This window comes from Actinomycetota bacterium (assembly GCA_041658565.1).
Taxonomy (GTDB): domain Bacteria; phylum Actinomycetota; class AC-67; order AC-67; family AC-67; genus JBAZZY01.
The window spans coordinates 1-26768 of the sequence record JBAZZY010000033.1 but is presented as its reverse complement, the minus strand read 5'-3'; the positions used below and the strand labels follow the sequence as shown (position 1 = coordinate 26768).

Here is a 26768-nt window from a genome sequence, read left to right as displayed (position 1 = left end):
CCAAGAGCCGGGCCGCGTCCTCGAACTGAACCTGGGTTGGAGTCTTCCCCTTGGCCATGGTGCGATGTTCTCACATCGGGACCCAAACACCGCCGAAGTTGGCGACTAAATCAGCGGTCTCCTAGCGGCGGCGAGTAGATGGAGATGCTCCGGGCGACCGGTCGGGAACGACAGCTCCTCATGGCGCTTGATGGCCCCGGCATGCAGTTGCCGTCGTGCAGGCGCACGGTTCCGAACAGCCCCCGATCGATCTGGGGGCCGTAGGTGCGGAAGTCGCACTCGTTCCAACAGTTCGGCTCGAGACCGACGCCCAGCACCTCAGAGTTGTCCAGATACTGCATCGCGCGCTGCACCCTGCTTGGATCCGGCGTGACAAGATCCCACCAGGAACGCCCCTCGCCTTCGCGGGAAGCATCGTCTTGGATTCGCTCTCGTCCGCCCATCCGGGCGATGAGCGCCTTCACGTTTGTTCCCTTCCGAACCTCGATACTGAACTTACCCCGCAAGTGCTTTGGCGGACGGTCGAGGAAGACGTGCCCGGCGCATTCGATCCGGGTGTCGGCCGGGGACGCGTCGCCGGGCGGGTCCATGCCCTCAATCAACCTCGCGGAGCGCAACAACGCGCTCTCGGTCCCGCGCGCAAGAGCATGCCCCGACCACATTGCCGGACCGGACCGCTTGACCATCTGGGCAGAGACCCCTGCGCGCTCCAGCGCGCGAATTGCCTCCCTGTAGGGCCAGGGCCGCCAGCCTTCCCCGGCCGACCAATCGTCATAGTCGACCATGGTGATCCCCAACATCGCCGGACGGTTCGCGGGACCCGAGCGGCAGTTCTTCGTCTCCGGCCACGCACGAAGAACCGGTGTCGTGCTCCGAGGCGAGCGGCTTGGACTCGGCGATGGTGAGGGCGATGGCGACGGTGAAGGCGAGTCGACATTGGATGTTCTCGCGACCGGGCTTGACCCCCGATACGACACGTCCGCACGCGATCCGCACGCGCTCAATAACAGCAGGCACAGCGGTAGAGCAAGGCGCCTCGCGTACATCCCCACCCCCGATCGTCGGATCAACTCGGGCACTTCGCACGTCGCGCGCGAAGAACCGACCTCGCGCGCGCAGAGCCTCTCAGCGCACCTGCACCACGGCGTCCACCTCGACCGGAACGCCCAGCGGCAACTCCGCCACGCCGACGGCCGCGCGCGCGTGGCGGCCTGCGTCGCCGAACACCTCGACCATCAAGTCGCTCGCGCCGTTGGCAACCAGCGGCTGCATGCGAAACCCCGGCGCCGATGCAACGAACACCGTCAGCTTCACTACGCGCGCCACGTTGTCGAGTGAACCCAGCGCCGCGCGCAACTGCGCGAGGATGTTGATGCCGCAATAGCGCGCCTCTTCGACTGCTTCTTCTTGGGTCACTTCCGCGCCGACCGATCCGAGACGCGGAAGTCCTTCGGCGCGCAAAGGCACCTGGCCGCTCACGTAAGCGAACCCACCGGCGACCACGACCGGAACGTAACTCGCCACCGGTGCCGGTGGTTCCGGGAGCACGATGCCGAGTTCCGCCAAACGCGCCTCGGCACTCACGACGACTTCGGCCTCTTGAGGAGCGCGACGGTCCCGGGGACTTCCGTCGGCATGTACACCTGCACCAGTTCCCAGCCTTCTTCGCCCCAGTTGTTCAAGATCTCGGCAATGGCGTGTGGGATCAAGGGCACGGACACGTACTCCCACTGCTGCATGCGGCACCTCCCGCTCGAGTGACGCCGAGCCTACCGGACCTTGGAAACGCAACGGGCGACCGGCAGGTTTCCACCGATCGCCCGGAGAGGTCGACCTCAGCCGGCGCGCTTCTCCACAGACCGCCGGCGCTCCCCTTCGTTCATTCCGCCCCAGATCCCGTGAGGCTCATTCGTATCTATCGCGAAGGTCAAACACGCCCCGAGGACGGGACAACCCTCACAGATCTCCTTGGCGCGCGCCTCGCGAGCGCGCCGCTCAGACCTGTCCTCCAAGTGCTGCGGAGAGAAGAACAGATTGGGGTCGGCGCTGCGACATGCCGCCCGGTCTTGCCATCCAACGCTTTCATGCCAGTTCGCCCGTACCACCTCGCCCACCGCGCTCGACCGTCCCGGGGCCGCACGCACGATGGTCCTCAGCCTCCTCACCTACTACCGACGCCGAGAAGTCCCTGGATGTTCCCGGCGGAGCAATATCTGGGAAAAAATCTCCGGCAAAGTCGTTCCCGCTGGTCCAGGCCCCGGGCTATCCCTTCAGGGCAGACGGGCGCACGATCAGGACCCGACCCTGCGCGCTCGCCACCGTGATCGGCTCCCCAACGCGCATCCGGCTGCCGTCCTCGCTGCGCCCCCGCCAAAGTTCGCCGTCCACCCACACGTAGCCCTCGGGGTTGAGCGTGCTGCGAACATCGCCGACCCGACCGATCAGCTCGCGGTGTGCGGCCGCAGAGACCGGCGCGCGTTGGCGCCGCACCCATGTCATGACCGGAACGAACACGATCAGCGCCGACACGACGCAGAAGCCGATCAGCCAAGGAGAAAGCCGGACCGCGTCCGTCCGGCCGCTGAAGAGCCTCAGTGAGCCGGCCACGATCCCGGCCGATCCAAGGGCCGTCGGCACGAGCAGCTCGTCGCGCGCAACGTCGATCGTCAACAGAACGAAACCCACCAAGAGCATCAGCAGCCCATCCCAGCGCGCAGGCAAGACCGTGAACCCATATGTCGTCGCCACCAAGATCAAGCCGCCGGTGACGCCGGCCACGCCGAACCCCGGCTGGAACAGCTCGAACACGATCATGAGCACGGCGGCGAAAAGGGCCACGTAGACCAGCGCGGGATTGGCGAACGCGTGCAGGAACCGTCGGATCGGCCCCGGCTGCCCAAAGCGCACGATGGTTCCGTCGGAGGGAAGACTGAGTTTCACCGCGCCGCGCGACGTGGCAACGGTTTTGCCGTCCAAGCGCCGGAGCAGCTCGTCCACGCCGGGGACGACGGCGTCGGCAAGGCCCGCTTCGACTGCGGCGTTCGCTCCATACCAGCCGAAGGGATCCCCACTCAGTGTGCCTCCGCGACGCGACGTGAGCGCAGCGAGTTCCTCCCGCTGGACCGCGCGCGACACGGCTCCCGCGCGCCCGACGTCGATCGGGTCGGCGCGGCCCATGCGCGCGCTCGGGCCGATCGTCGCCGCGTCGGCTGCAGCGGCCAGATAAACGGCCAGACCCTCGGCGCGCGCCGCGCGAGGTCCAACGTGCACAGCCACCGGAACCTTCGCGTCCCGGACGGCGCGCACGAGCGGCGGAAGCATCTGCCCGTCCGAGATCTTCACACCGCCGACGCTGTCCATGTGAAGGACCACCAAGTCGTCGCCGTCGCGCTCGGCAGCGGCAATGCGCTCGATGACGTACTCAGCGATCGGCCGGTCGATCACTCCGGCGATCTCGACCACGTCCACCACCGGGCCGGTCTCCGCCGCCAGCGCGGCCGCGGCCGGAACCAGACCCAAAGCCAGCACAATCGCCGCGATAACTCGACGCATCAGGTGGGCAATGATACTCAGCGCCCGGTGCCGGTGCCGGGCCTACCCGCGCTTCGCGAGGCGCGCGCGCACGGCTTCGCTCTGCAATTCCCGCAGGGCATCGGACCCGATCCAACGCGCCGCGCGCTCGGGCCGGGCCTTCAGGCGCACGGCGACCGCGACCGCGCGCCCGTTCAATGACGCGTTGCGCTTTCCGATCCCGCGCAGGGCCCAATTCACAGCCTTGCGCACGAAGTTGCGGTCGTCGGCGGCCTCACGCTCAATCGCTTCGAGGAAAGCGCCGAAGCGCGCGTCCGGCGACTCGCGGTCGTGGGAGGCCAGAGAGGCCATCAGCGAGAATCCCGCACGCTTCACGAACTCGGCCTCGCGCGCGCTCCACTCGACGGCCTTGTCCCAGGCATACGGCGTCTTGTCGAACAGGTTCATGCAGACCTGGTCGCACACGTCCCAGGAGTCGAACGCGCGCGCCCACCGGTCCATCTGCGCCGGGGTGACCGCGGCCGGGTCCTCCACCATCGAGGCGAGGATCCGGGCCTCGTGGATTCCGGTCTTCCACAGCGCCGAGGCTAGGCGGTGGTCGCGCCCGGCGGCGCGCGCCAAACGCCGGATCTCGGTCACCGAAACCCCAAGAGCGTGCTCGACGTTGATCCCGAACCGCGCCATACCGGACCGATTGCGTTCGCTGCCGAGCGCGCGTAAGCGCGCGACCAGGTCCTCCGCCTCACGCATCATCCGCCAAGCATGCCACGCGACTGCCCTCCCTCCGGTCAAGACAACCGGGGTCGAGTGTGTGAAATCCCGCCGGCAACCGATCGGCCCACGCGTAGGGCGAAAGGCGCGCGGCTATCATGGCTGCAATGTCTCAAAGCCTGGGTGCCGCGCGCGTCGCCATCGTCTCCGGTAAAGGAGGCGTCGGGAAGACAACGGTGGCGGTCGCGCTCGCGAAAGCCGCCGCCGAATCGGGCCGCCGCGTTCTGCTCGCCGAAGTCGAGGCTCGCAACGCATTCGCCCCGCTTCTGGGCCTGACCGAACTGCACTACGCGGAAACCGAAGTTGCGCCCAACCTCACCGCGATGTCGGTCGAAGCCGACGAGGCGCTCGTTGAGTACTTGCAGTTGTTCTACGGAATTCCGAGGCTGTCGCGCGCGCTGGTGCACTCGAAAATCGTGGACTTCGCGACGTCCACGGCCCCGGGACTGCGCGACATCTTGCTGATCGGCAAGATCAAGGAGGCCGAGCAACGCCGCGAGGACGGCCGCTACGTCTACGACTTGATCATTCTGGACGCACCTCCGACCGGACGGTTGCCGCGCATCCTGGACGCGCCGCGCGCGGTCGGCGAACTCGTCCGCGGCGGGCCGATACGCCAGCAAGCCCAAGGCGTGATCGACATGGTCTTCGACCCGAAACGAACACAGGTGATCTTGGTCACCCACCCCGAGGAAATGCCGGTGCGCGAAACCGTCGAAAGCGCCGATATCTTCCGCGCGATGGGAATCGCGCTTGGGCCGATCGTGGTAAACGCCGTGTGGCCGGAAGTGCGCGCGCTCGGACGCGACCCAGCAGCCACACTGCGCGAGGCAGCCGCGGGAATGGACCTCTCCGATGAAGCGATCCGCGGACTTGCCGAGGTTGCGACCGCGCACGCGCGGCGCGCGCGCAACCAGCGCAAGGCGATATCCGCCCTAGCCGCCGAAACCGACCTGGCGCGCGTCGAGCTTCCATACGTGTTCTCCGATCACATCGGCAAGAACGAGATCGCGACGCTTTCCGGACTCCTGGGAGCACACCTGTGAAGATCGACGATCTCCTGTCCGAACGCCACATCATCGTGTGCACGGGCTCGGGCGGCGTCGGCAAGACCACGATGTCGGCAGCGCTGGCGTTGCGCGCGGCCGACAACGGCAAACGGGTGATCGTATGCACGATCGACCCGGCGAAACGGCTCGCGCAATCGCTGGGCGTCGAGTTCCTCGGCAACACGCCGCACCACGTCGACCCCGCCAAGCTCGGACGAACGAAGTCCTCGGGCGAACTGCACGCGATGATGCTCGACATGAAGCGGACGTTCGACGAGATGATCCTTGACATGACGACGCGCGATCGTGCCGAGAAGATCTTCGCCAACCCCTTCTACAAGCATGTCTCCTCGACGCTTTCGGGCACGCAGGAATACATGGCGATGGAGAAGTTGTGGGAGCTGCACGAAGAAGGTCGTTGGGAACTGATCGTCATCGACACTCCCCCGACGCGCAGCGCACTGGACTTCCTCGACGCCCCGCGCCGGCTCACCGACTTCCTCGAAGGGCGCTTCTTGCGGCTGATGCTGTGGCCGTATTTGAAGGCCGGCAAGACCGGCTTAAAGCTGTTGAACTTCGGTACTCGCACGATGCTGCGTACCGTGACCCGCATCACCGGCAGCGAGGTGCTCGGCGACGTCGCGGAGTTCTTCCAAGCCTTCGAAGGGATGTACGAGACCTTCAAGAGTCGATCGGTGCGCGTGCGCGAGTTGCTCGGCGCGCGCCGCACCGGGTTCGTCGTGGTGACCTCCCCCACAGAGGCGAGTCTGCGCGAAGCCCGCTACTTCGCCGAGCGTCTTACTGCGGACCATATGCCCCTCGGCGGCATCGTCGTTAACCGCACCCACAGCGTCCCGTCGGTAACCGGGTTGGAGGATCTCGCCGGGCTCGCGGCGCGCGCGCCCAAAGGCCCGCTGCGTGAAACCTTGGACGTATACGGCCTGTGGCGCTCTGTAGCCGCGCGCGAGGAGCGGCTGCTTGCCGACGCGTTCACCGGCTTCGAGGACACGCCCGTCTGGCGCGTTCCCGACCTCGCCGACGACGTAGTAGACGTGAAATCCCTGCGTACGGTGGGGAATCTCCTCGCGGACGGCAACGCGGTACCCTGATTCTCGAATGGACAACGTCCACGACGAATCAGCCCGCCATCGACTTCCCCGATCCCGCGCGGAGTGGCGCGCGCGCATCCAGGACGCGATGCACTTCGGCGAACGCGTAAACCCGCCCCTGTTGGACGGCACCGAACTCGTTCACCGCGTCGCGCTTTTGATCATCGTCGCCGCGTTTACCGGGCTGCTGGCGGCCCTAGCCGTTTCCCCCGGGATCGCCGTCGCGAGCAAGACCATCGGAACGATATCTGATCGCTTCTCAGGTCCGATCGGCTCGGCCGACCTGCCCGAAGTCGCGCAGCGCTCCGTCGTACTCGACCGCAACGGCGCGGTGCTCGCAACACTCGCCGGCGAGCAAAACCGCGTCTACGTCGCGCTGAGTCGGGTTCCAAAGAACACGCAGAACGCGATCATCGCCATCGAGGACGCGAAGTTCTTCGACCACCACGGGGTTGATCTCGCCGGACTCACGCGCGCCCTGCTGTTCAACTTCCGCTCAGGCGCCGTGCGCCAGGGCGGAAGCACGATCACCCAGCAGCTCGTAAAGAACACCCTCGTCGGCAACGAGCGCTCGATCGATCGCAAGATCCGCGAGGCGCGGCTGGCCGTCGCTCTGGAGAAGACAACGCCGAAACTCAAGATCCTTGAGCAGTACCTGAACGAGACCTACTTCGGCAACGGCGTCTACGGCATCGGCGCCGCAGCCGAGTACTACTTCGGTATCCCCGTCGAGAGGCTGACGCCGGTGCAGAGCGCGCTGCTCGCGGGAGTCGTGAAGGCCCCCGAGAACTACGAGCCGATCCGCCACGCCGACGCCGCGAAGAGACGACGCAACCTCGTTCTGAGTCGCATGGCCGACGAAGGCTTTATCACCCGAGAGCTGGCCGAGAAGTACTCGCGGCGCGCGCTCGGCGCGTCAGCGCACCCGCTCCCCCGAACCAAGACGCCTTACTTCATCGAGTACATCAAGTCGCAAATCCTGAACGACGCTCGATTCGGCGCCACGCGCGCCGAGCGCGCGCGCAAGATATTCCAAGCCGGTCTTCGCATCCAGACGACGCTTGACTCGAAAGCCCAAGAGGGTGCGGCCCAGAGCATCGAGAAGATCCTCAACCGCAAGGGCGATCCGTCGGCAGCGCTTGCATCGATCGATCCGACGACGGGTGCGGTGCGCGCGGTCGTCGGCGGCCGCAACTTCGAGAACCAGAAGTTCGATCTCGCGACGCAGGGGTTGCGCCAGCCGGGATCGACATTCAAGCCGGTCACGCTGATGGCCGCGCTGGAAGCAGGGATTTCGCCAAGCCTTACCTTCGACACTCCCTCGCCGATCACGCTGAAGGACGCCCAAGGCAAGGACTACATCGTCAACAACTATGACGGCCGCGGCGGCGGCTACATGAACCTTCGCCGCGCGACCGAGTTGTCGGTGAACTCCTACTACGTGCAGCTCATCAACTTCGTCGGAGCAGAAAAAGTCGCAGCCATGGGGCAGAAGCTCGGCATCCAGCAAGAGCTGCCGCCGTACCTGTCGCTCGCGCTCGGCTCGATCGCAGTCACGCCACTGGAGATGGCCAGCGCGTACGCGACGATGGCCAACCAAGGCATGTGGTGTCAGCCCTACTCGATCTCGCGAATCTCGACCCCGGACAACCACACGGTTGTGCGCAACGAACCAAACTGCGAGCAGCGCGTCACGCGCGCCGTCGTCGCCCAGGCGACCGACATCCTGCAAGGGGTGATCCTGCGCGGAACCGGCCGCAAGAACGGCCGGATCGGGCGTCCTGCCGCCGGAAAGACCGGCACTACCGACAACTACACCGACGCGTGGTTCGCCGGCTTCACGCCGCAGTACGCGACCGTCGTGTGGCTGGGGTTCCCCGAAAGCACCAAGCGGCCGCTGAAGAACATCCACGGATTACCGAAGGTCTACGGAGGCAGCCTCCCCGCGATGATCTGGTCGCGCTACATGCGAATCGCGCACCAGGGACTTGCCGTCAAGGAGTTCCCGAAAGCGCCTGCCTCGCCGAGCGTCTCCATGCCCGACGTCACGGGCATGGCTCTCGCCGACGCGCAAGAAGCGCTGAAGAAAGCCGGGTTCCCAACGGTGAAGGCCGCGGTTGTCTCCTCGCGACGCGCGAAGGGGACCGTTGTTTCCCAGGATCCGGCCGCTGCGACCGCAGTACAGAAGGGCGTCATGGTCACGCTCCGGGTGTCGGATGGAGCAGCACCGCCGCCCCCACCGTCACCGTCACCGTCCCCGAAGCCGTCTCCGTCGCCTTCGCCGTCGCCGTCGCCGTCGGGATCGGGATCGACGTCGCCGTCGCCGACCCCCAGCAAGGGCAAGAAGCCTTAGGCTCCCAGGCGCGCGCGCACCAGGGCCGAAACCGCTCCACCGTCCGCGCGCCCGCGGATCTTGGGCACCAGAACCTTCATCACCACACCCATTTGCTTGGGATCGGTCGCGCCGGCTTCGGCAATCGCCTCGTCAACCAGCGCCGCGAGTTCGGCTTCGGTAAGGGCTGCGGGAAGGTACGACTCCAGCACCGCAAGTTCGGCGGTTTCTTTGGCCACCAATTCGTCGCGGCCGCCCTTGGTGAAGGCGTCTATCGACTCGCGACGGCGCTTGGCTTCACGCGTGATGGCGTCCAGAACCTCGTCATCGTCGAGCGCGCGCCCGCGCTCGACCTCTGAATTCTTCACGGCCGCCATCAGCATCCGCAACGTGCCGACGCGCGTCTGCTCGCGCGCCTTCATCGCGGCACGCATGTCTTCGGAGATCTGATCCCTCAACATCGTGACGACTAGGATACGCCGCGTGCTGCGTCTCATCCTTGGTTTTGTCGCGCTCGGCCTCGCGGTCTTCGCCTATGCATCGCTCATCGAGCGCTACTGGTGGGCCGTGCGGCGCCATCACATCCCGTGCTTGGCATCCGGCGCGCGCCCGTTGCGGGTGCTTCACGTGTCCGACTTGCACATGCGCGCGGCGCAGCGCCGTAAGCAGCGCTTCCTTGCCGGACTCGCGGCCCTAGAGCCCGACGTGGTCGTCGCTACCGGAGACCTTCTGGAAGACGCGAGTGGCCTTCCTGCCGCGGTGGCCGCGCTTGGCGCGATTCCGGCGCGCGCCGGACGAGTCTTCGTGCTCGGGTCCCACGATCACCACGGACCTGCTCCGCGCAGCTGGCTGCGCTATCTGTGGACGCACGACCCGCAAACCGCCGGTCGCTCCAATCCCTGGAGAGACCTCGTTCGAGGGCTCGAGGAGCACGGCTGGCAGTTCATCGACAACCGGACCGTGCGCGTCGGCGACATCGAGGTCCTGGGTCTCGGCGATGCCCACATCGGCCGCGCGGACCTAGGAGCGTTGCGCACGCGCGCCGCCAAAGGATTCCGCATGGCCATCGCGCACTCCCCCGACATCGTCGAGGAAGTCGCGCGCCACGGCTACGACCTGATCTTGTGCGGCCACACACACGGCGGCCAAGTGCGCGTGCCGCTCCTCGGCGCGCTGGTAACCAACAGCACTCTGCCGCTGCGGATGGCGCGCGGCGCGCACCGGATCGGCAACGCATGGCTGCATGTGAGCGCAGGTCTGGGAACTTCGAAGTTCGCCCCAATTCGATTCTCGTGCCGACCGGAGGTCTGCGTGCTGGAACTCGTCCCAAGGAACGAATCATGAACCGAGTAGCCGCAGCCGCTTTGGCCGCGCTGATGCTGGCCTCTTGTTCACGCGCTCCGACACCGCAGGCTTCGCCGACTCCCACGCCTTCGCAATCTCCTTCGCCCAGCGCTACTGCGAGCGAACCCTCGCCGTCGCCGTCGCCGTCGCCCACGCGCGCGCCGACCACCGAAGCGGTCTCGGTGGGAATCGACGGGGGCCTCGGAGACGGCCCCAGCCGCTCTCCCTCGATCAGTGCAGACGGCCGCTTCGTAGCCTTCACCTCGGCAGCAGCCAACCTCGTCTCGGGCGACTTGAACGACGAGCCCGATATCTTCGTGCGCGACCTCACCGCCGGTCGCACCACGCGTGTGTCGGTCGCGTCGTCCGGATCCGAGGCAAACGGCCCGAGTTACGCACCCGCGATCTCCGGCAACGGCCGCTTCATAGCCTTCGTCTCAGAGGCGACCAACCTGGTTTCCCCCGAGATCCCGCCCGCCTGCGCCATGCAAGAGCAGCCGTGCGCTCAGACGTACGTCTACGACCGCTCGACCGGCCGGTCCGAGCTGGTGTCCGCGGCAGCGAACGGGACGCCCGGCAACGACGACGTCGCCGACGCAGAGAGCCCGGCGATTTCCGCCGACGGCCGCTACGTTGCTTTCGCATCGTGGGCATCGAACCTGGTTGCCGGCGACACCAACCGCTGCGGCCCCGACGGCCGAATGTCGTGCTTAGACGTGTTTGTGCGCGATCGCACGAAGAAGACCTTGGTGCGCGCCTCGATCGGCGCCCGCGGAGCCCAGGCCGAAGCCGAGTCGAGCCGCCCGTCGATGTCGGCCGACGGTCGACGGGTCGCCTTCGAATCCGGCGCGCGCCTTACCCCCGAGGCGTGCGCCAAGCCGTGCGCCGGCGTGTTCGTCCGAGATCTGACCGACGGCACCACGACGAGGGCGGACACATCCAACGCAGGAGTTCCCGGATCACGTGGCGCGCGCCTGCCGGCCATCAGCCCCGACGGGACCGTCGTCGCCTTCGTCTCGGACTCGGACAACCTGGTCCCCGGAGTCACCACCGGCATCTTCTTGAAGCGCCTCGCGGACGGATCGCTCACCGCCTTTGCGGCACAAGAAGTCGACGCGGTAGCGCTCTCACGCGACGCCCACTTCGTAGCGTTTGTTTCCGCCGACGGTGCTGTGGTTTCGGCCGACTCCAACGACCACGAAGACGTGTTCGTTCACGACTCTCGCAGCGGCAAGACGCGACGCGTGTCGTTGTCGGAGTCGGGCGCGCAACTCGCGCGCGCCACATCCACCGATGGCGACGAGTGGATCGCGCGCGGTGCCGTCTCGGCGCGCGGCGATGTCGTCGCGTTCGATGCGATCTACTCAGATGCAGTCGAGAACGACATCAACCGAACGTGGGACGTGTTCGTTCGCATCGCGTGATCGACGTGACCGCGAGCCTTACTTAACTCGACGAACGATCTGCGACGCCGGCGTCGGTCAGGTCGATCGTGCGGCGCGTCATCTTGCCCATAACAACACGCGCGGTCGAGAGCGAAATCACCTTCGTGTCCAATGGATACTCCATCAAACACACTTGGCAAATCCCGTACTCGATCGATCGTGCGCTGCCACACCAACTGCAGTCGAGCCGATCCTCTTCCATCCCGGTTCCCCGTTCGAAAGTACTCGTCCCGTTACGGACCTGCAGGCCCGTCCCCCTCAGGGAGCGCCATGCTAGCACCGCCATATGTGCGCAGGGAACCCCCATATTTGGCCCATCTTCTTCACAAACCCGGCCACCAATGTAATTCGGGTTGCGCACCTAAGGCGTCGGCTTCATCACCCACACGCGCCCCGAACCCACAACCTGCGCAGACGAATTCACCGTAAGAACGACGCCCGTTTTGTCCTCAATACAAAGCAGCGGCAACGGTGCGGTCTTTGCGCTCTCTTGGAGCCACGCGCGTGATCGCGATGTCGCATGCACCGCGAATGCGATGTTGCTGATGGGGCCAAGTCCCGCCGTCCACTGCGTCGGAACTCGATCGCCGGCGCGAGGAACTTGGCAGTGCATCGACAGCGCCATCGCTCCCGCGCTTGCTCCCGCAAGCACCGCGCCCGCACGCCACCGCTCAAGCACCGTTTCCCAAACCGACGAGTCGCGCATGCAACCGAGCAACTGCGACGGACTGCCGCCGCCGATGTAGATGACGTCGAAATCCGGGATCGGAGTCGTTGCGCGCGCGCGCGGCCCGTGCTCGATTTCTAGCGGAAACGCGCGTGCGCCGAGCGCTTGGAAATACGTCGCAGCGTTGCGCGCGTTCAGCGATGCCGCACGATGATCCGCACAAAGAATCAGCGCGATATTCTTCGGCCTTGCGCCTCCGCGGGCGCGCGCCAACAGCGCACGATCGAACTCGAGGACGTCGGGGGTGTATTCGTCACTCGAAAGGAGCCCGATCGCCCCCGCCCCGTGCGGAATTCGGTCCACGAGATCCTGCCATCCGTCCGGCGCGCTCATTCACCCGAGAGTAGCGCGCGCCCGGGCCCCCGGAAACGGAAGTTCATTGGGCGCGCGGTGCCCGTATAATGATCGGCACGGGAAGTAGCGCAGCTTGGTAGCGCGCCACGTTCGGGACGTGGAGGCCGGGGGTTCAAGTCCCCCCTTCCCGACCAGCAAGTTACCTGGTCAGAGGCCTTTTCACCTGCGGTTCTTCGCTCGTCGTTGATTCACACTTCTTCTCGACGTTTGGCGTCGTTCCGTGTCCTCGCGCGGCCTGCGCCTGCCCGTCCTCGTCGAAGGGAAGTGCGCAGTACGCGCTCCATTGGGGTCGCGTCGACGGTCTGGGCGAGACCCTGGGATGCAGAACCACATTGGATTGGCCGAACTGTCGCTCAATGGGCCTATTCTTAGGTTCATGGCAAAGATGAACGTCTACATCGACGGCTTCAATCTGTACTACGGGTCGCTCAGGGGCTCGAAATACAAGTGGCTTGACATTGACGCGGTAGCCAGGCGACTCTTCCCTAAGGAAGAGGTGCACAGGATTCGCTACTTCACGGCACGGGTAATCCCCAGTGCGGCGGATCCTCAGCAGAATGCCCGGCAGGAGACCTACCTGCGTGCCCTCCGCACACTGCCGAAGGTAAGCATTCACTTCGGGTTCTTCCAGCGAAACAATGTCTGGATGACTCTGACGAATCCGCCTCAGACGGGGCCGTCCTCCGTCCAAGTAGTGAAGACCGAGGAGAAGGGGTCGGATGTGAATATCGCCTCCTACCTTCTAATGGACGCCTGGCAGAAGGACATGGAGGCGGGGGCAATCATCACCAACGACTCGGACCTGCTGACCCCGGTGAGGATCGCCGAGCACGTCCTGAACTGCCCGGTGACAATCGTGAATCCACATCCTGCGTCCAGGAAGAGCCTCGCTCTCCAGTCTCGAGGAGGGGCAAAGCAATTGTTCGGAAGCGTCCTTGGTAAGTGCCAGTTCCCCGCCGAGATTCGCGATGAGAAAGGTACATTTCGGAGGCCCGGAGCATGGTAGGCAACCTCCTGCTAGCAGCAGGTTCCCCACTTTCTGCACCCTTGACCCTTGGCGCCATCCTTGACGTGTTGTAGAGTCCGGCTATCCCCCCAGTCGTCTAGGCGGCTGGGCCGCGAGGCCCCCGAGAGGGGGTCTCTGCTTTTCCGGGCTCTCCACCTTCGGCCGCCCCAAGCGGGCATTCAAGATCAGCCAGTTGTGGCCGGAGCGTAGGTCCAGGCCGCGCGCAGCGCGACCAAAGGCGCCCAAGACTCCTCATCCGTCTTCTTCGGCAGGTAGCACCAGAGCCGGTGCTGGAGAGACGACTGGTGGATCATCTCCTCGCCCTCGCCCTCAGTCAGGACATCCGCTGCCGCCTTCGCCCACATGCCGAGCTCCGCATCCTCGCGCGCGATCACTTCGATCGCCTCGTCGACACGCTCAGCAGTCATCGCAGCCGTCCTCCCGGTGACCGCTCGGTGTGGTCGTCAAGGAACCCCGGCACCAAGGGCGGCGATCGCGCGCGCCCACCGCAACTCCCCTCGCTCCGCGCAAGCGCGGCTTCCCGAAGCTCACATCGCGCCGGCGACCGAGGTCGGAGGCGGGCCGAGGGGCCGGCCTCCGTAGACCACGCTCCCGTCGGCCTGCTGATACGTGAGCCACGGAATCGTCGGCTGCTGGCCGACACCGGGCTTCGCCCAATCGCAAACGCCGGACGGGAAGACCTCTTGCATTCGCTCGTATTGCGTATCGGTCAGCTCGATCGGAACCTCGTAGCGACGCAGCGGTCGCAACTGACAGGCGTTTACGTCATCGGTCGCGAGTCCTCCGGCGACTGACCGCGGACTTCCGTACCGCGTCTGAGCCAACGGAGGCGAACACACATCGTCGGTCGGCGCCGCACCGGCCGCCGCAGCGTACGAGCAGCGATCGCGAATGTCCGCGGGCTTGTCGTCGAGAATCTTCTGCGCGATCGACTTGTCCGAGTCGTCGGCCTCGACCGCCGCAAGCCAGCGGTCCATCGCGAGGAACGCCTCGTTGGACCAGCTCACATCGCCGATGAGCGCGGTCGGGCCGAACCACAGAATGTGATTGCGATAGTGGCCGAACTCACGCTCCAAGCGCCAACGCATCCACCACGTGTGCACGTAGTCGTGCGCGGCTCCGGGGTCCGGTCCGGCGTGGTCGATTATCGCCACGCCGCTCAGGTTGTTGGCTTCGTTGATCGCGCCGCTCCGGTACGAGTTCGCCAACGCTCCCTCATCTCCGAGAAGGCGCGCCGCGGTGGCGTTCATGTCGATGTCACCGCCGCCGATCTTGGCGTTGAGATCCAGGAACTGATCCACGGTGATGAGGCCTTGCTCCAACGCGCCGAGGCCGTACTGGATCCCGACGTTGCCGAAGGGTTGTCCGGCAAAGCCCTTGCCCGCCTCCTGCTCCATGGGAGACCAGACGCTCTCCGGACGGGGGCCGAACACGTTGATCATCGCGTCCAGAATCGAGCAGCGAACGCCTCCGGGGTTGGTCTCCGGGTCGTAGACGACGTCCGCGGGAACGCACCCGCCGCCGGGATTGGTGGCGCCCTTGAAGAACATCTCGTCGGCCAGAATCGCGTTCACCGGATCCGGTCGGCCTTCCACCGCCGCCCACTGCGCCGGCGTCCACGCGATCCCGTCGCCCCAGCGGGATGGATCTTCGAAGTACGCCCGAAGCATGTGGTAGTCGGCAAACTGTGCGCCGGTCGAAATGTTGTCGGGGTACGCGCAGGTGACGACCAGACCATCGTAGACGGCACCCGGGTACGCGTTGGCCACTTGCTGCTGCGCGATCGAACCGCCGGAGCACCCGGTCCCGATGGTGTAGCGGATGTCCCCGTACTCCTCGATCAAACGTTCCTTCGCCATGATCAAAGACTCGGCCTGCAGCACCAAGTTGCAGTTGTGTCCGTTGTTGTTCAGCGCCGTGGACATGACCGCGAACCCACGCCCAAGAGCGGTGATGTAGCTGTCGGTATAGAAGGGGTTCGGCGGGAAGTTCCCGCTGTAGTCGAACAACGGCGCGCTGCCGGCTCCGCGCGACGCCCCACATCCGCCGCCGTGCGGGATCAACACCTTGTGGTTCCAGTGATCCGGCGGGTCCCAGCGACTCCAGGACTCGCCCGGCTCCATCAGCGTCAGAATCCTGTACTGATCGCGATCCTGATATCCGAGTTCCTGGCGCACGACAAAGGGAACCGTCACGCCCTCGTCGGTCGTGGTCGTGGCCACATCCGACGGGGGATTCGCCGGGTCGTACGGCTGAAGCCCGAACTTCAGCGGGTCGGTCGAGAGATACTCATAGGTGTACTGCGGATCCTGGTTGCACTGCTCGTCGGTCGCCCCTTGCTGGCACCTCCAGGGCTGGAGTTGCGGACCGCCGAAGATCGGCCCGCCGTTGGGGTGGTTGGTGATCGTCAGGCGCGCGTAGCGTCCATCCGGCAGCGCCGCGGTCACGATGTTGTCACCGAACTCGAGGTCGAGAAGTACTCCCTCGAACGCGCCGCTGGAGCGCACGCCAAAATCCGCCGTGACGTCGGTGCCGTCGACGTCCACGACGATGTCGGACGCGGAGGCGTCCTCGGGCAGCAAGACACGCACGAGCGCATTCCCGTCCGAGATCAGGTCCGCGCGGTTGGAGCGCACCTCGATCGCGATCTCATCGAGGTCCGAGCCCGTGAGGGCATGCGTGGCCACCGGGATCATGCCCAGGGCCAAGCTCAGCGTTAGGAAGATCCGCTTCGTCCTATTCATTCCGGACTTTTCGACACTCCGATCGAATCACCTGCCTAACGATCTCTCTTGTCTTGCATGGGCGCCGCGCGCGAGCATCGTGTCCGGCCGGTTCTCAGCACTATGCAGTCCGTCGTCCCGCGCGACGCTCCGGCTTCTTCGTTGCCGCCGCTGTCGATCGCGTGGGTGCCCAGGGTCGAGTCAGTCGCTTTCCGCCTTCTCCTCAAGCTTTGGATCCGTTTCTTCTTCCTTGGTTTCTAATCCCTGTGTCACCTTCGCGTCTGACATGACGGACCTCCAACGATCGGGGCGACATAGGCGGCACGAACAGTCTTGTGTTCCCGGGCGAACGCGAAAAGCTCGCGAGATGGCGTCGTCTTTGCGTCAGACACGCGCGTCTTGACCGGTGACGCACCGGATGCCAGCCACCGTTCCGCCCAGTTGCTGAACTGCAGGGCGACAACAATCATTGCGAAGAAGCCGCCCAAAGCCATTGCAGTTGCCATGTGACCGCCTCCTCATGCCGAGCCCAAAGCAGGAAGGGATCTAGCTCGGCGCAGCGCTCGCGGTGATCAATCCGCGCATCCGGGCGCTCAACCTGCGAGATGATCCCGCGTCTCTCGGACGATGTGGCCCTGCTCGTGGCCGTCTTTTGTGATGAGCTCTTCCGTGCGGCTGCTCGACTCACTGCGACGGCCGAACGGAGCGAAGCTGCTCCAGAACAGCACGGACAGCACAAGTCCGATCGCGCCGGCGATCATCAGGATGGCGCCGCCGGTGTGGATGTTGAAGCCCTGCTGGTTTGCTGAACCGGTGACGGCATAACGCAAGATCGCGCCGACGACACCTACGAAGAGACTGATCCCAATGCCCATCACTCACTTCTCTTTCTCGCTCGGGTTAAGCGTCTCCGCCGCATCCTCGAGCTTGTCTCGGATGGCATCGATCGAGTCGTCGGCCTTCTGTTTGATATTGCCGGCGCGTTCGTCTGCTCGTCCGTCCCTTTTGAGCTTTTTGTCGCCGGTGAGCGCGCCAAACGCTTGCTTGATGCGGCCCGCCACCTTGTCCGTCTTCCCGCTCATAGCGGTCTCCTTCTCCGAGGTCTTATGTCGTTCTTGGGTCACTGTGCGCGACCCGTGTCACGCCGGCGTCACCGGCGCGGCGTAGAATGGATCCATCGAAGAAGAACCCCGCAAGGATGCCCGGGGCCGAGGAGACCAGCGATGAGTTTGAGCGGCGCATCCACACCGGCTGGATCTCAGACCCCGGTGCGGCTTGGCTTACTAGGCGGCTTTCATTTAAGCATTGAGGCCGAGGACGTTTCATTGCCCATGGACGCCCAGCGACTCGTCTGCTTCCTCGCTCTGCACGAACAGCCCTTGCTCCGCACGTTCGTCGGCGGCTCGTTGTGGGGGGAATCAACTGATCACCGCGCGGGAGGCAGCCTCCGTTCGGCTTTGTGGCGGCTCCACCACCCTACGTACACCTTGGTCGCTCTTACCAGTGATCACCTCGTTCTGTCGCCGACGGTGGCCGTCGATCTCCGCGAGGGTGAAGCGCTCGCCCACAAGGTGCTCGACCCGACTCAGGACCTCGACGACGTGGCTGCGGTGAACGAAGAGGTTCTCTCGGCCGATATCCTGCCCGACTGGACCGACGACTGGGTGCTTATGGAGCGCGAGCGATACCACCAACTCCGCTTGCGCGCGCTCGAAGCCCTCTGCCTCCGGCTGAGTGCGAAAGGCCGGTTCGGGCAGACCGTCCAAGCGGGCCTCGCTGCCGTATCGGGCGAACCCTTGCGTGAGAGCGCGCGTCGCGCCCTCATCCGAGCGCACCTAGCCGAACACAACATCGGTGCCGCGCGCCGCGAGTACGAGGCGTTCCGTGAACTCGTTCATACCGAGTTGGGAGTCGAGCCCTCCGATGACATCCGAGCCTTGATCGAAGGCTCGAGCTGAACCGTCTGCTCCGACATCGGCACGTCTGATCAGATTCGGACAAACTCCGGGTAACGTCGGCGTGACGGTCGCAGGAGAAGATGGGCTCATGAAGACCCAATCCTCCGACCGCACCGGGATCCTGATCGTGCGCTTATGGATTGAAGGAAACGCTCGCGAGGGGTTGCGCGCGCACATCACGCAAACATTCGACTCGGCAAGCCCCGAGCAAGCGATGGCTGTTGCCGCTGACCCCAAAGACATCTACGCCGCGGTTAAGACCTGGGTGGAATCGTTTGTGAATCCGAGCTGACCGACGGGCCCACCGGCACTGGGCACTCGTCGCCGGCAAGGCTCGCTTTCAGTAACGCATGCGTGACGTGACGAGGCGATGCTGTCGGGAGGTAGTCGGCCCTTCAGAAAAGGAGACGGTCGTGGTCTTTCTCTTGGTTCTCGCTGTGGTTCTGTTCCTGCTCGGAATCTTCACTGCGAAGATTCTGTGGTGGGCAGCGCTGATTCTCGGCATCCTGTGGCTCGTCGGAGTGGTTCGCCCCGGCCGCCGCACCCTGCATTAGCGGAATCGCGCGCCGTGAAGTCGCGACATCCGGTGACGCAGCACCTCTCGGACAGGCACAACGCCGCCGATCTCAAGCGCGATGTCGAGGAGGTGGCTCGAATCGATGGTGACCGACCGCTTGGATGTCTTCGTGATCGGCGGTGGCGGCACCGGCTCTGAGATCGTCGGCCGTATCGCATCCGCCGGCGAAATGCGCGTGGGGATGGCAGAGCGCGATCGCCTCGGCGGCGAATGCAACTGGTACGGCTGCGTGCCGAGCAAGGTCATGCTTCGCAGCGCAAAGATCGCTGCGCTCGCGCGCGCGGCCGGCGCTTTCGGCGTCCGGATCGGAAGCGTCGAGGTCGACTTCGACGCCGTGCGCGCGCGCGTGCGGCGGATCATCGAGCAAAACACATCGCAAGGCGCGCGCCCGTTCACCGACAAGGGCGCGCGCGTAATTCTGGACGAGGTTCGGGTGACGGGTCCGAATGAATTAGAGACCGCATCCGGCGAGCGCATCCTTGCCGACCACATCGTGTTCGCGACTGGGACCGAAGCCGTGATCCCGCCCATCGACGGTCTCGGCGACGGCCCGTACTGGACGAACAAGGAGGCGATCTGGCACTCCGCGGGCGTCCCGTCCTCGCTCGTGGTGATCGGTGGGGGGCCGATCGGTGTCGAGTTCGCGCAGATCTATTCGCGTTTCGGCTCGCGCGTGACCATCGTCGAAGCGAGCGATCGAGTGCTTCCGCCCGAGGACGAAGACTCCGGCACAGCGATCCGCGAAGCCCTGGAAGCCGACGGAATCGACATCCTCACCGGCGCGGAGATCGCGAGTGCTCGCCATAGCACGGAAGGCTGGCGCGTCGAGATCGCCGGTCGCGCGCCGCTTAACGCCGACGCTGTGCTCGTCGCGACCGGACGGCGACCGGTGTTCGACGGTCACGATCTCGACGCGATCGGGATGAAGCTCGACGACAAGGGCAAGCCCGTTTTGAACGAGACGCTGCGCACGACCGCGCCGAACGTCTGGGCGGCCGGCGATGCCACCGGCGAGTTGCTCTTCACCCATGTCGGCGGGTACGAAGCGGAACTGGTCGTCGACGACATCGGAGGCAAGCCTCGTGCGCGCGACTACCGTGTGGTCCCAAAGGTGACCTACTGCGATCCGGAAGTCGCGAGCGTCGGCTTGAGCGAGAGCGCTGCGCGCGAGGTCGGACATGACGTCATCACATCGTTACTGCGTTTGGCCGACAACGAGCGCGCCCTCATGGAAGGCAAACCCGAGGGGCACGTGAAACTCGTCGCAGACGCGCGCACCGGCGAGTTGCTCGGCGGCCACATCGTGGGAGAAGGCGCCGGTGAGATGATCCACGAGATCGTCGTCGCCATGGCCGGCCGCGTTCCGTTGCGCGCGGCCGCCGACGCCATCCACGCGTACCCGACGATCTCCGAAGCGGTTCGCGGCGCGTTCGGACAACTCGCGGAGACACTCGACCGATGAGCGCGCGGATTCGGGGGCGCCCGAGAGAGCGGGGCTACCCGTCCTCGCCGTTCGCGAGCGCGTCGGCGACGGCGAAGTAGACAGCCTCCCACTCCTTCGGGCCGTTGGAGTCCACCGGGTCGTTTCCAAAGCGCACTCCGACCATGTCGAGTGCCGGCGCGACGCTCACGCGCTGGTGTCCGTACCCGACAGCCGTGTATCCGCCGTCCCACTTGGCCCACATGTAGCCGCGTGGACCCCCGGTCTCCACGGAGTAGTCCGAGGAAGCCGCAACCCACGCCTCGGGCACTACCTGCTCACCCTTCAGGTTCTGGCCGCCGTTGCGGTAGAGCTCACCGAAGCGCGCCATGTCTCTCGGAGTGGCGAACAGGCCCATGGAGGCGAACGAGTGCCCCTCCCGGTCGATCATGATCAACGCGTCGTTCTCCATCCCGGCCGGCAGCCAGATCTTCTCGGACAGAATCTTCGAGTACGACTCCCCGTAAACGTTCTCGAGAAGCCACGCGAGCATCTGGGCGTCGGCGCTGTTGTAGCGGTACTGCTTGCCTCGCTCGGAGACGCGCGTCAGTTGGAGCAGGTATTCGTTCCGAGTCATGCCGTAGAGCCCGTTGGTGTGGAAGTCCAACCCCATGAGGACAAGCTCCTCAGGCTGGTGCACCGGAACGTCCACCCAGTAGATGCCCGACTCCATCTGGAGCAGATCCTCGACGCTGGTTCCTTCCCACACGGTCCCCGCTGCATCGGGAATGTACTTCTCAATCGGATCCAGGACGGAGTCCACCAACCCCTCGCCCACCGCGATGCCCACCAGCGCCGTGGTCACCGACTTGGTGACCGACCACATCTGGTGACGCGTGTCGGGCGTAAACCCGTTCTGGTAGTCGTCGTACACGTACTTGCCCTGGTGCATGAACGCGATCGCGTTGGTCGCCCCGTCGGCCATGTACTGCTCGACCGTTCGAGTCTCGCCGTTGTAGGTGTAGGTAACTCCGCTCAGGTCCACGCGCCTCTGCGGAAGCGGCGTGGCGCGTGGGTCCGCCTCCACGACCTCGGTCGGCATGACGACGATGACGGTCGTCGCGTCCACGGGCAGCAGGAGGATGGCGAACTCCCCGTTGGACAAGTCCTGCACCTTCTTGTTCCAGTGGTCCTGGTTGAGGAGCAGGTCCGCGCGCGCGCCCAGCAGACTGATCAGCGGCGCCACACCGGGGGTCAACTCATTCGGAGTCGGGTAGAGCCGGCCGAGATGCATCGCGATAACGCGATCCAAGCCCTCGGGCATGGTGGACAGCGCCTGGAGGGCAGACTCCGGGTCGGGAGGAAGCGAATAGAGCACGCTTCTTTTGGCGATGTTTGGGATCTCCTCAAGGAGGATCGTCCCCTCGTCCGGCTCCTCGTCGGACCACCCGGTACCGGTAACGCCGAGAGCCAAGATCAAAACCCCGGTCACCCAGATCAGAGTCCGCTTCCGCATCGTCGTGCCTCCTCGTCCCCGCGCTCGTTCGAGCGACCGCTCCCTCCGACATCCCGGCGCGTCCGGCTAGGGGTGCTCCAGGATTGCGCTGTACTTCGCCAAGCGGCGCCCGGCTCCTCCCCAGGCGACCGAGATCAACGTCATCACCCGGCTGTCGCGAGGCGGCTGGGACGCCTGCGGGCTCCCAGATCTCAACTCCTCGCGTCGCAAGAGTCCGTTCGCGGCCGAAGGTCGCAATTCGAGCCCGCCCTGTTGACGTCGTGTCGCGCCCCGCCGATATTGTCTTCAGGAGGAGGTGGACTGTGCCGCCAGTCGAACTGGAAATGACCCGCGACGAGATCATCGCCGCGCTCGAGGATGGCGCGCGCACCCGCCTGAACCTCTCAGCCGTCGAGTTGCTGCGCCGCTACCGGCTCGGAGATCTCCAGGATCCGGGCTGCGTCGCCGACCTCCTCGTCCTAGCCGACCTCCTTCCCGACGACGACGTCATCTTCCAGGCCGCCTGAGCTCCCGCATCTCCTCGCCGCGGTTCGAGAGCTCACCGGCCACTACAAGTCAGGCAGACCGGATTCCTTCCTCGCGTTCCGCGACCTCACCGCCCGGCTCATGGAACTGACCATCGCAGACGCCGGCTCTGCGCCCCGGCTCTTCTACGGGCCCGGCCCACGCAAGCGCGCAGCGCTCGGGGGCCCCGGTAAGATCCTCGATCCGATCAAACTCGCGAACGGCAACTATCTCCGCTTGAGCGTGTCCCTCTACCTCGACGACACGCCGGATGGTCGCCGCATGAAGGTCGAGAAGTCGAGCTACCAGTATCAACTCGACCGCGAAGGCAAGCGCTGGATCTTCCGCTACGACTACATCCGCGAAGCCGGCGCCGATCCCCACCCGCAAGCGCACGTCCAGATCCACGGACGGCTCGCCGAGAGCGGAGTCGCGCACCGCGGCCTGAGCAAGATCCACTTCCCCACCGGACGGATCGCCCTCGAGGGCATCATCCGACTGCTGATCGAAGAGTTCGACGTCCCCGCGAACCAGCCGCCTGAGACTTGGCGCCCTGTTCTGGCCGAAGCCGAACAGGCCTTCCTCGCAGTCGCCCATCGCCCAACGTCCGCCCCCGGGGACTGATCAACTCCGATCCGCCCGGCTCCCGCGCTCAGCGCGCGATTATGCGTCGATCAGGCTTCCGGCGAGGTAGGACTCGTAGGCGTTGAGGTCGAGCAGTCCGTGGCCGGAAAGGCCGAACAAGATGGCCTTGGACTCGCCGCTTTCCTTGCATGCCAGCGCCTCGTCGATCGCGCCGCGGATTGCGTGCGCGGACTCGGGCGCCGGAATGATGCCCTCGGTGCGCGCGAACTGCATCGCCGCCTCGAAGACCTTCGACTGCGGATAGGCGACCGCATCGATGATCCCGTCCTTGACCAGACGGCAAAGCACCGGCGCGTCGCCGTGGTAGCGCAGCCCACCGGCGTGAATCGGCGGCGGGACGAAGTCGCGGCCGAGCGTGTACATCTCAACCAGCGGAGTCATTCCCGCGGTGTCGCCGAAGTCGTACTCGAAGCGACCTTGGGTAAGCGTCGGGCATGCCGTCGGCTCGACCGCCAGGAACCGGATATCGCGGCCGTCCCGCGTGCGGTCGGGAACGAACGGGAACACGAGGCCCGCGAAGTTCGAACCGCCGCCGACGCACCCAACGATCACGTCCGGGTAGTCCTTGGCCTTCTCCATCTGAAGCTTGGCCTCGAGGCCGATCACGGTCTGGTGCAGCAACACGTGGTTGAGCACGCTGCCGAGGGCGTACTTGGTGTCGGCGCGCTTCGCGGCCTCCTCGACGGCTTCCGAGATCGCCATACCCAGCGAGCCCGGCGAGTCCGGGTCTTGCGCGAGCATCGCGCGGCCCGCCTCGGTCTCGTTCGACGGGGACGGCGTCACGCGCGCGCCCCACGTTTCCATCATCACGCGACGCCCCGGCTTCTGGTTGTAGGAAGCCCTGACCATGTAGACCTGACACTCGAGCCCGAAAAAGGCCGATGCCATCGAGATCGCACTTCCCCACTGTCCGGCGCCTGTCTCGGTCGCGATGCGCTTCACCTTCGCGGCCTTGTTGTAATAAGCCTGCGGGATCGCGGTGTTCGGCTTGTGCGATCCGGCGGGCGAGACGCCCTCGTACTTGTAGTAGATGCGCGCGGGAGTCTTCAGCGCCTTCTCGAGTCGCTTCGCGCGGATCATCGGGCTCGGGCGGAACATGCGATAGACATCCAAGACCTTGCCGGGGATGTCCACCCACTCGGCTGTGGTGACCTCTTGCTCGATCAGCGACATCGGGAACAACGGCTCGAGATCCGCAGGGCCGATCGGCTCGCGCGTGCCCGGGTGAAGCGGCGGCGACGGCGGAGTCGGCAGCGAGGGGATTACGTTGAACCAAGCAGTTGGGACTTGGTTGTCGCGAAGGGTGAACTTCGTTCCGCGCGTCGGCATACCGATTCTCCCTGTCCGAGTGTCCTTCCAGGCGCCGGATGGCCCGCATAGATTCGCCGAAAGGCGCGTGCGTGCGCAAAACCGCTCTTGTTGTAGGCGCGCTCCCCCGCCCACGCCTTCTGGTTTTCAGGGCGCAAACGACGCTTTCAAAACCACTCCGAGGATTCAGCACAGGTCCCCTTTAGGCATCGATGGTAGAGATTGAAAACACCGACGTAGACCGTTCGCGCGCATGGTGACGACGAAAACCATCGCCACCAGAAACGACTCCCTCGGCGGCAGGGTCAAGACGTTCGACTTTGATTCCAGCGGGAAAAGGGTGTGCCCGATGGGACATGGCCGCCGAGGGAGCGGGCGGGCATGGTGATTGGCATGCCAAACGATCGCAAAGACATTCCCAGCCTGTCCTGGCGCGGTGAGGTCACATCCAGCGCGCGCCTCGTGCTTATGGTTCTCGCGATCGGAATCCTGTTCGACGCCGCGTTCAACGGTCAGAGTCTCGGCGTGTCGTTTCCTTTGTTCATTGCTGTCGTCACGGGAGCGCTCTGGAACCGCGTTAGCGACGCGAAGGGCAAAGCCCTTCTCGCGCTCGCGACGTTCTTCTCGATCTTCCCGGCCTTGCGCGGGGCGGAATCCCTCATTGCGTTCGACGTCCTCGCGATCCTGACGCTGCTCGCAACCGCGGTCGCCTATGAACACGCAGATCTGCTGAAGACGTCCTTGCGCGGTTTCGCGCTCGCTGCGTTGGGCCTTCTGGCGAGCGTCTGGCGGATTCCGAAATTCGTCTTTTCGCCGCTGGCGTCGTTTGGTCGCAGCGTCGAGCCGGGGCGCGTTAGGAGCGCGGTGCGCACCGGTCTGGTCGCGGTCCCGGTGGTGTTGATCTTCGCGATCCTGCTCGCGTCGGCCGACAAGGTGTTCGCCGACCTCGTCACCCCTGCGCTCCCCGACTGGAACTTCTCCGGAGTCGCGCAGCACTTGTTCCTCACCACGACTGGAGTCGCACTCTTCGCGACTCTGATGATCGCGACCATGCTGCGCGGACAACTCGAGAATCTCCCTGCGGCACCGGATCGCATTCGTCTGAGCGCGTCGCAATGGATCGCGGCGATGGTCGGAGTCGAGGCGCTCTTCGCCGTCTTCGTCGCCGTGCAATTCGCATTTCTGTTCGGCGGCCGCAGTCGGGTGCTCGTCACCCCAGGCCTGACCTATGCGGAATACGCGCGCTCGGGCTTTTTCCAACTGATTGCCGTCTCGGTGCTCACGGTCTTGCTCGTCGTTGCGATGTGGGACTTCGGCGCGCGCGAGACACCGCGCGCAGTCCGGCTCTTCCAACAACTCGCCACCGGTCTGGTCGCGCTCACGTTCGTGATCGTGGTGTCGGCATTCATGCGGCTACGCCTCTACGAGAGCACTTTCGGTTTCACAGTGGACCGCTTCTTCGCTTACGTCGCCATCTGCTGGATCGGCTTGATGCTCACGGTGTTGGGGGGGGCGGTGTGGAAGCAGAGGCGCGCGCATTTGCTCACCACCGCAATCGCCACCGCACTGGTGTTGCTCGCCGGCGTCAACGTCATCAACCCCGAGCGTTTCGTGGCCGAGCGCAACGTCGCGCGCTGGCGCGCGACCGCCAAGATCGACACCGCCTACCTCGGCTACTTCCTCGGCACGGACGCCGTGCCCGCCGTCACTGATCTGCTTAAGCGCCTTGACCGTCAGTCGGCCGCGGACCTGCGCTCCGCCCTTTGCGAACGCCGCGATCTGTTGGGCGACGAGCCGGGCTGGCGCTCCGCCAACCTCTCCCGTTCGCAAGCGCGGCGCGCGCTCACAAAGGCCGGAGTGACGAAGGCATCGTGCGCGCGCCGAAGGCATTTCTGACCAACCCCCTAGGGTCTCGGTAACACGCGAATCGGCTCTCCGTGAAGCTCTTTTGGTCCTTGAACCGATTGTCCGCCGCGCGCCCGAAACGTACTAAATAGGACGAGATCAGCGGTTTGTAGGCGGACTTCGCCTCCGTACCGCAGGCCTCGTCTGGGAAGCACGACTCTTCCTGGGCAAATTCGCATCGCCGGGGACTCGGGACGGACGTGTTCGCAAGACACGGCTCAATCGACACACGGTGAGCGGCGGCAAGCGATCGAGGAGTAGACAAAATGAAGAAAGCGAAGATTGCGATCGTCGCACTGACGGCGTTGGTGGGGGCTTTGGTCCTGCTGCCCGCGGCGGCAGATGTTCCGCAGGACGTGAGCCAGCGTGAATGGCAGCGCACGAACGGCGAGGGCTGAGATATCGTCAAATGTTGTGGAACGCGTGGCGTGAATCACGCGGCGTCCTTCCCCGTGTTGCGTTCGATCAGTTTTCCATTCACGAACTTCGCACCGGCGCGCACGAGCGCAACCAAGTGAGGTGC

31 protein-coding genes and 1 tRNA gene are annotated in these 26768 nt (G+C 65.2%); 15 read left to right on the top strand and 17 right to left on the bottom strand.

The genetic code is table 11. From position 1 onward, the window contains the following. Window positions 1-110: 110 nt before the first annotated feature. The 7 genes from WDA27_13120 to WDA27_13090 form a co-directional block, all read right to left on the bottom strand. Window positions 111-785, bottom strand: coding sequence for a hypothetical protein (locus WDA27_13120; protein ID MFA5891870.1), 675 nt, complete (start codon window positions 783-785; stop codon window positions 111-113). Beyond that, window positions 772-1017, bottom strand: coding sequence for a hypothetical protein (locus WDA27_13115; GenBank protein MFA5891869.1), 246 nt, complete (start codon window positions 1015-1017; stop codon window positions 772-774). The genes WDA27_13120 and WDA27_13115 overlap by 14 nt, the downstream gene beginning before the upstream one ends. Before the next feature lie 108 nt (window positions 1018-1125). Then, window positions 1126-1584 (bottom strand): RidA family protein, encoded by a 459-nt coding sequence (locus WDA27_13110; GenBank protein MFA5891868.1) that lies wholly within the window; start codon window positions 1582-1584, stop codon window positions 1126-1128. Continuing rightward, entirely contained in the window at window positions 1581-1739 is a 159-nt protein-coding gene (locus WDA27_13105; protein MFA5891867.1) for a DUF4177 domain-containing protein, read from the bottom strand. Before WDA27_13105 ends, WDA27_13110 begins: the two co-directional genes overlap by 4 nt. Window positions 1740-1835: 96 nt before the next feature. Further along, window positions 1836-2114, bottom strand: a complete 279-nt coding sequence (locus tag WDA27_13100; GenBank protein MFA5891866.1) for a WhiB family transcriptional regulator — start codon at window positions 2112-2114, stop codon at window positions 1836-1838. 148 nt (window positions 2115-2262) lie between these two features. Next, the gene (locus WDA27_13095) at window positions 2263-3552 is read right to left on the bottom strand and encodes an NfeD family protein (protein ID MFA5891865.1); all 1290 of its coding nucleotides are present in this window, start codon (window positions 3550-3552) and stop codon (window positions 2263-2265) included. A 42-nt stretch (window positions 3553-3594) separates the two neighbouring features. Further along, entirely contained in the window at window positions 3595-4284 is a 690-nt protein-coding gene (locus WDA27_13090) for a DNA alkylation repair protein (protein MFA5891864.1), read from the bottom strand. Window positions 4285-4400: 116 nt separating this feature from the next. Here WDA27_13090 and WDA27_13085 point away from each other — a divergent pair, with 116 nt between their 5' ends. Genes WDA27_13085 through WDA27_13075 form a run of 3 tightly spaced genes read left to right on the top strand, consistent with a single transcriptional unit; the run spans window position 4401 to window position 8813 of the window. Beyond that, on the top strand, window positions 4401-5348 hold the full coding sequence (locus WDA27_13085; GenBank protein MFA5891863.1) for an ArsA-related P-loop ATPase: 948 nt from the start codon (window positions 4401-4403) through the stop codon (window positions 5346-5348). Further along, a complete protein-coding gene (locus WDA27_13080) occupies window positions 5345-6460 on the top strand; it encodes an ArsA family ATPase (GenBank protein ID MFA5891862.1) in 1116 nt (371 codons plus the stop codon). The genes WDA27_13085 and WDA27_13080 overlap by 4 nt, the downstream gene beginning before the upstream one ends. Window positions 6461-6467: 7 nt before the next feature. After that, window positions 6468-8813 carry a PBP1A family penicillin-binding protein gene (locus tag WDA27_13075; protein MFA5891861.1) on the top strand — a complete coding sequence of 782 codons (2346 nt, stop codon included), beginning with the start codon at window positions 6468-6470 and terminating at the stop codon, window positions 8811-8813. On the opposite strand, the gene WDA27_13070 is transcribed toward WDA27_13075, so the two are convergent. Beyond that, window positions 8810-9289, bottom strand: coding sequence for a GatB/YqeY domain-containing protein (locus tag WDA27_13070; GenBank protein ID MFA5891860.1), 480 nt, complete (start codon window positions 9287-9289; stop codon window positions 8810-8812). The genes WDA27_13075 and WDA27_13070 overlap by 4 nt on opposite strands. On the opposite strand from WDA27_13070, the gene WDA27_13065 reads away from it, so the two are divergent. Both WDA27_13065 and WDA27_13060 read left to right on the top strand, forming a co-directional pair. Further along, on the top strand, window positions 9276-10136 hold the full coding sequence (locus tag WDA27_13065) for a metallophosphoesterase (protein ID MFA5891859.1): 861 nt from the start codon (window positions 9276-9278) through the stop codon (window positions 10134-10136). The genes WDA27_13070 and WDA27_13065 overlap by 14 nt on opposite strands. Further along, window positions 10133-11560, top strand: a complete 1428-nt coding sequence (locus tag WDA27_13060; protein ID MFA5891858.1) for a hypothetical protein — start codon at window positions 10133-10135, stop codon at window positions 11558-11560. Before WDA27_13065 ends, WDA27_13060 begins: the two co-directional genes overlap by 4 nt. Before the next feature lie 22 nt (window positions 11561-11582). Here WDA27_13060 and WDA27_13055 read toward each other — a convergent pair whose 3' ends face one another. After that, window positions 11583-11705, bottom strand: coding sequence for a hypothetical protein (locus WDA27_13055; protein ID MFA5891857.1), 123 nt, complete (start codon window positions 11703-11705; stop codon window positions 11583-11585). A 237-nt stretch (window positions 11706-11942) separates the two neighbouring features. Further along, complete coding sequence (locus tag WDA27_13050) at window positions 11943-12641, bottom strand: Type 1 glutamine amidotransferase-like domain-containing protein (GenBank protein MFA5891856.1); 699 nt, start codon at window positions 12639-12641, stop codon at window positions 11943-11945. Window positions 12642-12719: 78 nt separating this feature from the next. Here WDA27_13050 and WDA27_13045 point away from each other — a divergent pair. Further along, window positions 12720-12796: transfer RNA gene (locus WDA27_13045), tRNA-Pro, on the top strand. 251 nt (window positions 12797-13047) lie between these two features. After that, window positions 13048-13668: an NYN domain-containing protein gene (locus WDA27_13040; protein MFA5891855.1), complete on the top strand. Its 621-nt coding sequence runs from the start codon at window positions 13048-13050 to the stop codon at window positions 13666-13668. A gap of 185 nt (window positions 13669-13853) precedes the next feature. On the opposite strand, the gene WDA27_13035 is transcribed toward WDA27_13040, so the two are convergent. The 5 genes from WDA27_13035 to WDA27_13015 form a co-directional block, all read right to left on the bottom strand. Next, window positions 13854-14096 (bottom strand): hypothetical protein, encoded by a 243-nt coding sequence (locus WDA27_13035; GenBank protein MFA5891854.1) that lies wholly within the window; start codon window positions 14094-14096, stop codon window positions 13854-13856. Window positions 14097-14216: 120 nt separating this feature from the next. Further along, the gene (locus WDA27_13030) at window positions 14217-16433 is read right to left on the bottom strand and encodes a DUF6351 family protein (GenBank protein ID MFA5891853.1); all 2217 of its coding nucleotides are present in this window, start codon (window positions 16431-16433) and stop codon (window positions 14217-14219) included. Window positions 16434-16681: 248 nt separating this feature from the next. Continuing rightward, window positions 16682-16918 (bottom strand): hypothetical protein, encoded by a 237-nt coding sequence (locus WDA27_13025; protein MFA5891852.1) that lies wholly within the window; start codon window positions 16916-16918, stop codon window positions 16682-16684. Window positions 16919-17005: 87 nt separating this feature from the next. Further along, complete coding sequence (locus WDA27_13020) at window positions 17006-17287, bottom strand: hypothetical protein (GenBank protein MFA5891851.1); 282 nt, start codon at window positions 17285-17287, stop codon at window positions 17006-17008. A 3-nt stretch (window positions 17288-17290) separates the two neighbouring features. Beyond that, window positions 17291-17494 (bottom strand): CsbD family protein, encoded by a 204-nt coding sequence (locus tag WDA27_13015; GenBank protein MFA5891850.1) that lies wholly within the window; start codon window positions 17492-17494, stop codon window positions 17291-17293. 141 nt (window positions 17495-17635) lie between these two features. Here WDA27_13015 and WDA27_13010 point away from each other — a divergent pair, with 141 nt between their 5' ends. The 4 genes from WDA27_13010 (at window position 17636) to WDA27_12995 (ending at window position 20409) form a co-directional block, all read left to right on the top strand. After that, window positions 17636-18370 carry a BTAD domain-containing putative transcriptional regulator gene (locus WDA27_13010; GenBank protein MFA5891849.1) on the top strand — a complete coding sequence of 245 codons (735 nt, stop codon included), beginning with the start codon at window positions 17636-17638 and terminating at the stop codon, window positions 18368-18370. An 88-nt stretch (window positions 18371-18458) separates the two neighbouring features. Further along, window positions 18459-18662, top strand: a complete 204-nt coding sequence (locus WDA27_13005; GenBank protein ID MFA5891848.1) for a hypothetical protein — start codon at window positions 18459-18461, stop codon at window positions 18660-18662. 121 nt (window positions 18663-18783) lie between these two features. Further along, window positions 18784-18924 carry a hydrophobic protein gene (locus WDA27_13000; GenBank protein ID MFA5891847.1) on the top strand — a complete coding sequence of 47 codons (141 nt, stop codon included), beginning with the start codon at window positions 18784-18786 and terminating at the stop codon, window positions 18922-18924. A 105-nt stretch (window positions 18925-19029) separates the two neighbouring features. After that, window positions 19030-20409, top strand: coding sequence for an NAD(P)/FAD-dependent oxidoreductase (locus WDA27_12995; GenBank protein MFA5891846.1), 1380 nt, complete (start codon window positions 19030-19032; stop codon window positions 20407-20409). A gap of 34 nt (window positions 20410-20443) precedes the next feature. On the opposite strand, the gene WDA27_12990 is transcribed toward WDA27_12995, so the two are convergent. Next, complete coding sequence (locus tag WDA27_12990) at window positions 20444-21883, bottom strand: serine hydrolase (GenBank protein ID MFA5891845.1); 1440 nt, start codon at window positions 21881-21883, stop codon at window positions 20444-20446. 302 nt (window positions 21884-22185) lie between these two features. Here WDA27_12990 and WDA27_12985 point away from each other — a divergent pair, with 302 nt between their 5' ends. Then, window positions 22186-22389, top strand: coding sequence for a hypothetical protein (locus WDA27_12985; protein MFA5891844.1), 204 nt, complete (start codon window positions 22186-22188; stop codon window positions 22387-22389). Window positions 22390-22489: 100 nt separating this feature from the next. Further along, window positions 22490-23011, top strand: a complete 522-nt coding sequence (locus WDA27_12980) for a hypothetical protein (GenBank protein MFA5891843.1) — start codon at window positions 22490-22492, stop codon at window positions 23009-23011. 39 nt (window positions 23012-23050) lie between these two features. Here the strand turns inward: WDA27_12980 and WDA27_12975 are convergent, their stop codons facing one another. Beyond that, window positions 23051-24361: a TrpB-like pyridoxal phosphate-dependent enzyme gene (locus tag WDA27_12975; GenBank protein ID MFA5891842.1), complete on the bottom strand. Its 1311-nt coding sequence runs from the start codon at window positions 24359-24361 to the stop codon at window positions 23051-23053. Window positions 24362-24721: 360 nt separating this feature from the next. On the opposite strand from WDA27_12975, the gene WDA27_12970 reads away from it, so the two are divergent. Further along, window positions 24722-26236 carry a DUF4173 domain-containing protein gene (locus tag WDA27_12970; protein ID MFA5891841.1) on the top strand — a complete coding sequence of 505 codons (1515 nt, stop codon included), beginning with the start codon at window positions 24722-24724 and terminating at the stop codon, window positions 26234-26236. A gap of 275 nt (window positions 26237-26511) precedes the next feature. Then, window positions 26512-26643 (top strand): hypothetical protein, encoded by a 132-nt coding sequence (locus WDA27_12965; GenBank protein ID MFA5891840.1) that lies wholly within the window; start codon window positions 26512-26514, stop codon window positions 26641-26643. Window positions 26644-26768: the final 125 nt, after the last annotated feature.

Bases quoted from the DNA above. Each gene is read 5' to 3' on its own strand.
- WDA27_13120 (MFA5891870.1), bottom strand. From the start codon at position 785: ATGGTCGACTATGACGATTGGTCGGCCGGGGAAGGCTGGCGGCCCTGG.
- WDA27_13105 (MFA5891867.1), bottom strand. From the start codon at position 1,739: ATGCAGCAGTGGGAGTACGTGTCCGTGCCCTTGATCCCACACGCCATT.
- WDA27_13095 (MFA5891865.1), bottom strand. From the start codon at position 3,552: ATGCGTCGAGTTATCGCGGCGATTGTGCTGGCTTTGGGTCTGGTTCCG.
- WDA27_13090 (MFA5891864.1), bottom strand. From the start codon at position 4,284: ATGATGCGTGAGGCGGAGGACCTGGTCGCGCGCTTACGCGCGCTCGGC.
- WDA27_13085 (MFA5891863.1), top strand. From the start codon at position 4,401: ATGGCTGCAATGTCTCAAAGCCTGGGTGCCGCGCGCGTCGCCATCGTC.
- WDA27_13075 (MFA5891861.1), top strand. From the start codon at position 6,468: ATGGACAACGTCCACGACGAATCAGCCCGCCATCGACTTCCCCGATCC.
- WDA27_13070 (MFA5891860.1), bottom strand. From the start codon at position 9,289: ATGAGACGCAGCACGCGGCGTATCCTAGTCGTCACGATGTTGAGGGAT.
- WDA27_13060 (MFA5891858.1), top strand. From the start codon at position 10,133: ATGAACCGAGTAGCCGCAGCCGCTTTGGCCGCGCTGATGCTGGCCTCT.
- WDA27_13055 (MFA5891857.1), bottom strand. From the start codon at position 11,705: ATGGAGTATCCATTGGACACGAAGGTGATTTCGCTCTCGACCGCGCGT.
- WDA27_13050 (MFA5891856.1), bottom strand. From the start codon at position 12,641: ATGAGCGCGCCGGACGGATGGCAGGATCTCGTGGACCGAATTCCGCAC.
- WDA27_13040 (MFA5891855.1), top strand. From the start codon at position 13,048: ATGAACGTCTACATCGACGGCTTCAATCTGTACTACGGGTCGCTCAGG.
- WDA27_13035 (MFA5891854.1), bottom strand. From the start codon at position 14,096: ATGACTGCTGAGCGTGTCGACGAGGCGATCGAAGTGATCGCGCGCGAG.
- WDA27_13030 (MFA5891853.1), bottom strand. From the start codon at position 16,433: ATGAATAGGACGAAGCGGATCTTCCTAACGCTGAGCTTGGCCCTGGGC.
- WDA27_13025 (MFA5891852.1), bottom strand. From the start codon at position 16,918: ATGGCAACTGCAATGGCTTTGGGCGGCTTCTTCGCAATGATTGTTGTC.
- WDA27_13020 (MFA5891851.1), bottom strand. From the start codon at position 17,287: ATGGGCATTGGGATCAGTCTCTTCGTAGGTGTCGTCGGCGCGATCTTG.
- WDA27_13015 (MFA5891850.1), bottom strand. From the start codon at position 17,494: ATGAGCGGGAAGACGGACAAGGTGGCGGGCCGCATCAAGCAAGCGTTT.
- WDA27_13010 (MFA5891849.1), top strand. From the start codon at position 17,636: ATGAGTTTGAGCGGCGCATCCACACCGGCTGGATCTCAGACCCCGGTG.
- WDA27_13005 (MFA5891848.1), top strand. From the start codon at position 18,459: ATGAAGACCCAATCCTCCGACCGCACCGGGATCCTGATCGTGCGCTTA.
- WDA27_12995 (MFA5891846.1), top strand. From the start codon at position 19,030: ATGGTGACCGACCGCTTGGATGTCTTCGTGATCGGCGGTGGCGGCACC.
- WDA27_12990 (MFA5891845.1), bottom strand. From the start codon at position 21,883: ATGCGGAAGCGGACTCTGATCTGGGTGACCGGGGTTTTGATCTTGGCT.
- WDA27_12980 (MFA5891843.1), top strand. From the start codon at position 22,490: ATGGAACTGACCATCGCAGACGCCGGCTCTGCGCCCCGGCTCTTCTAC.
- WDA27_12975 (MFA5891842.1), bottom strand. From the start codon at position 24,361: ATGCCGACGCGCGGAACGAAGTTCACCCTTCGCGACAACCAAGTCCCA.
- WDA27_12970 (MFA5891841.1), top strand. From the start codon at position 24,722: ATGGTGATTGGCATGCCAAACGATCGCAAAGACATTCCCAGCCTGTCC.
- WDA27_12965 (MFA5891840.1), top strand. From the start codon at position 26,512: ATGAAGAAAGCGAAGATTGCGATCGTCGCACTGACGGCGTTGGTGGGG.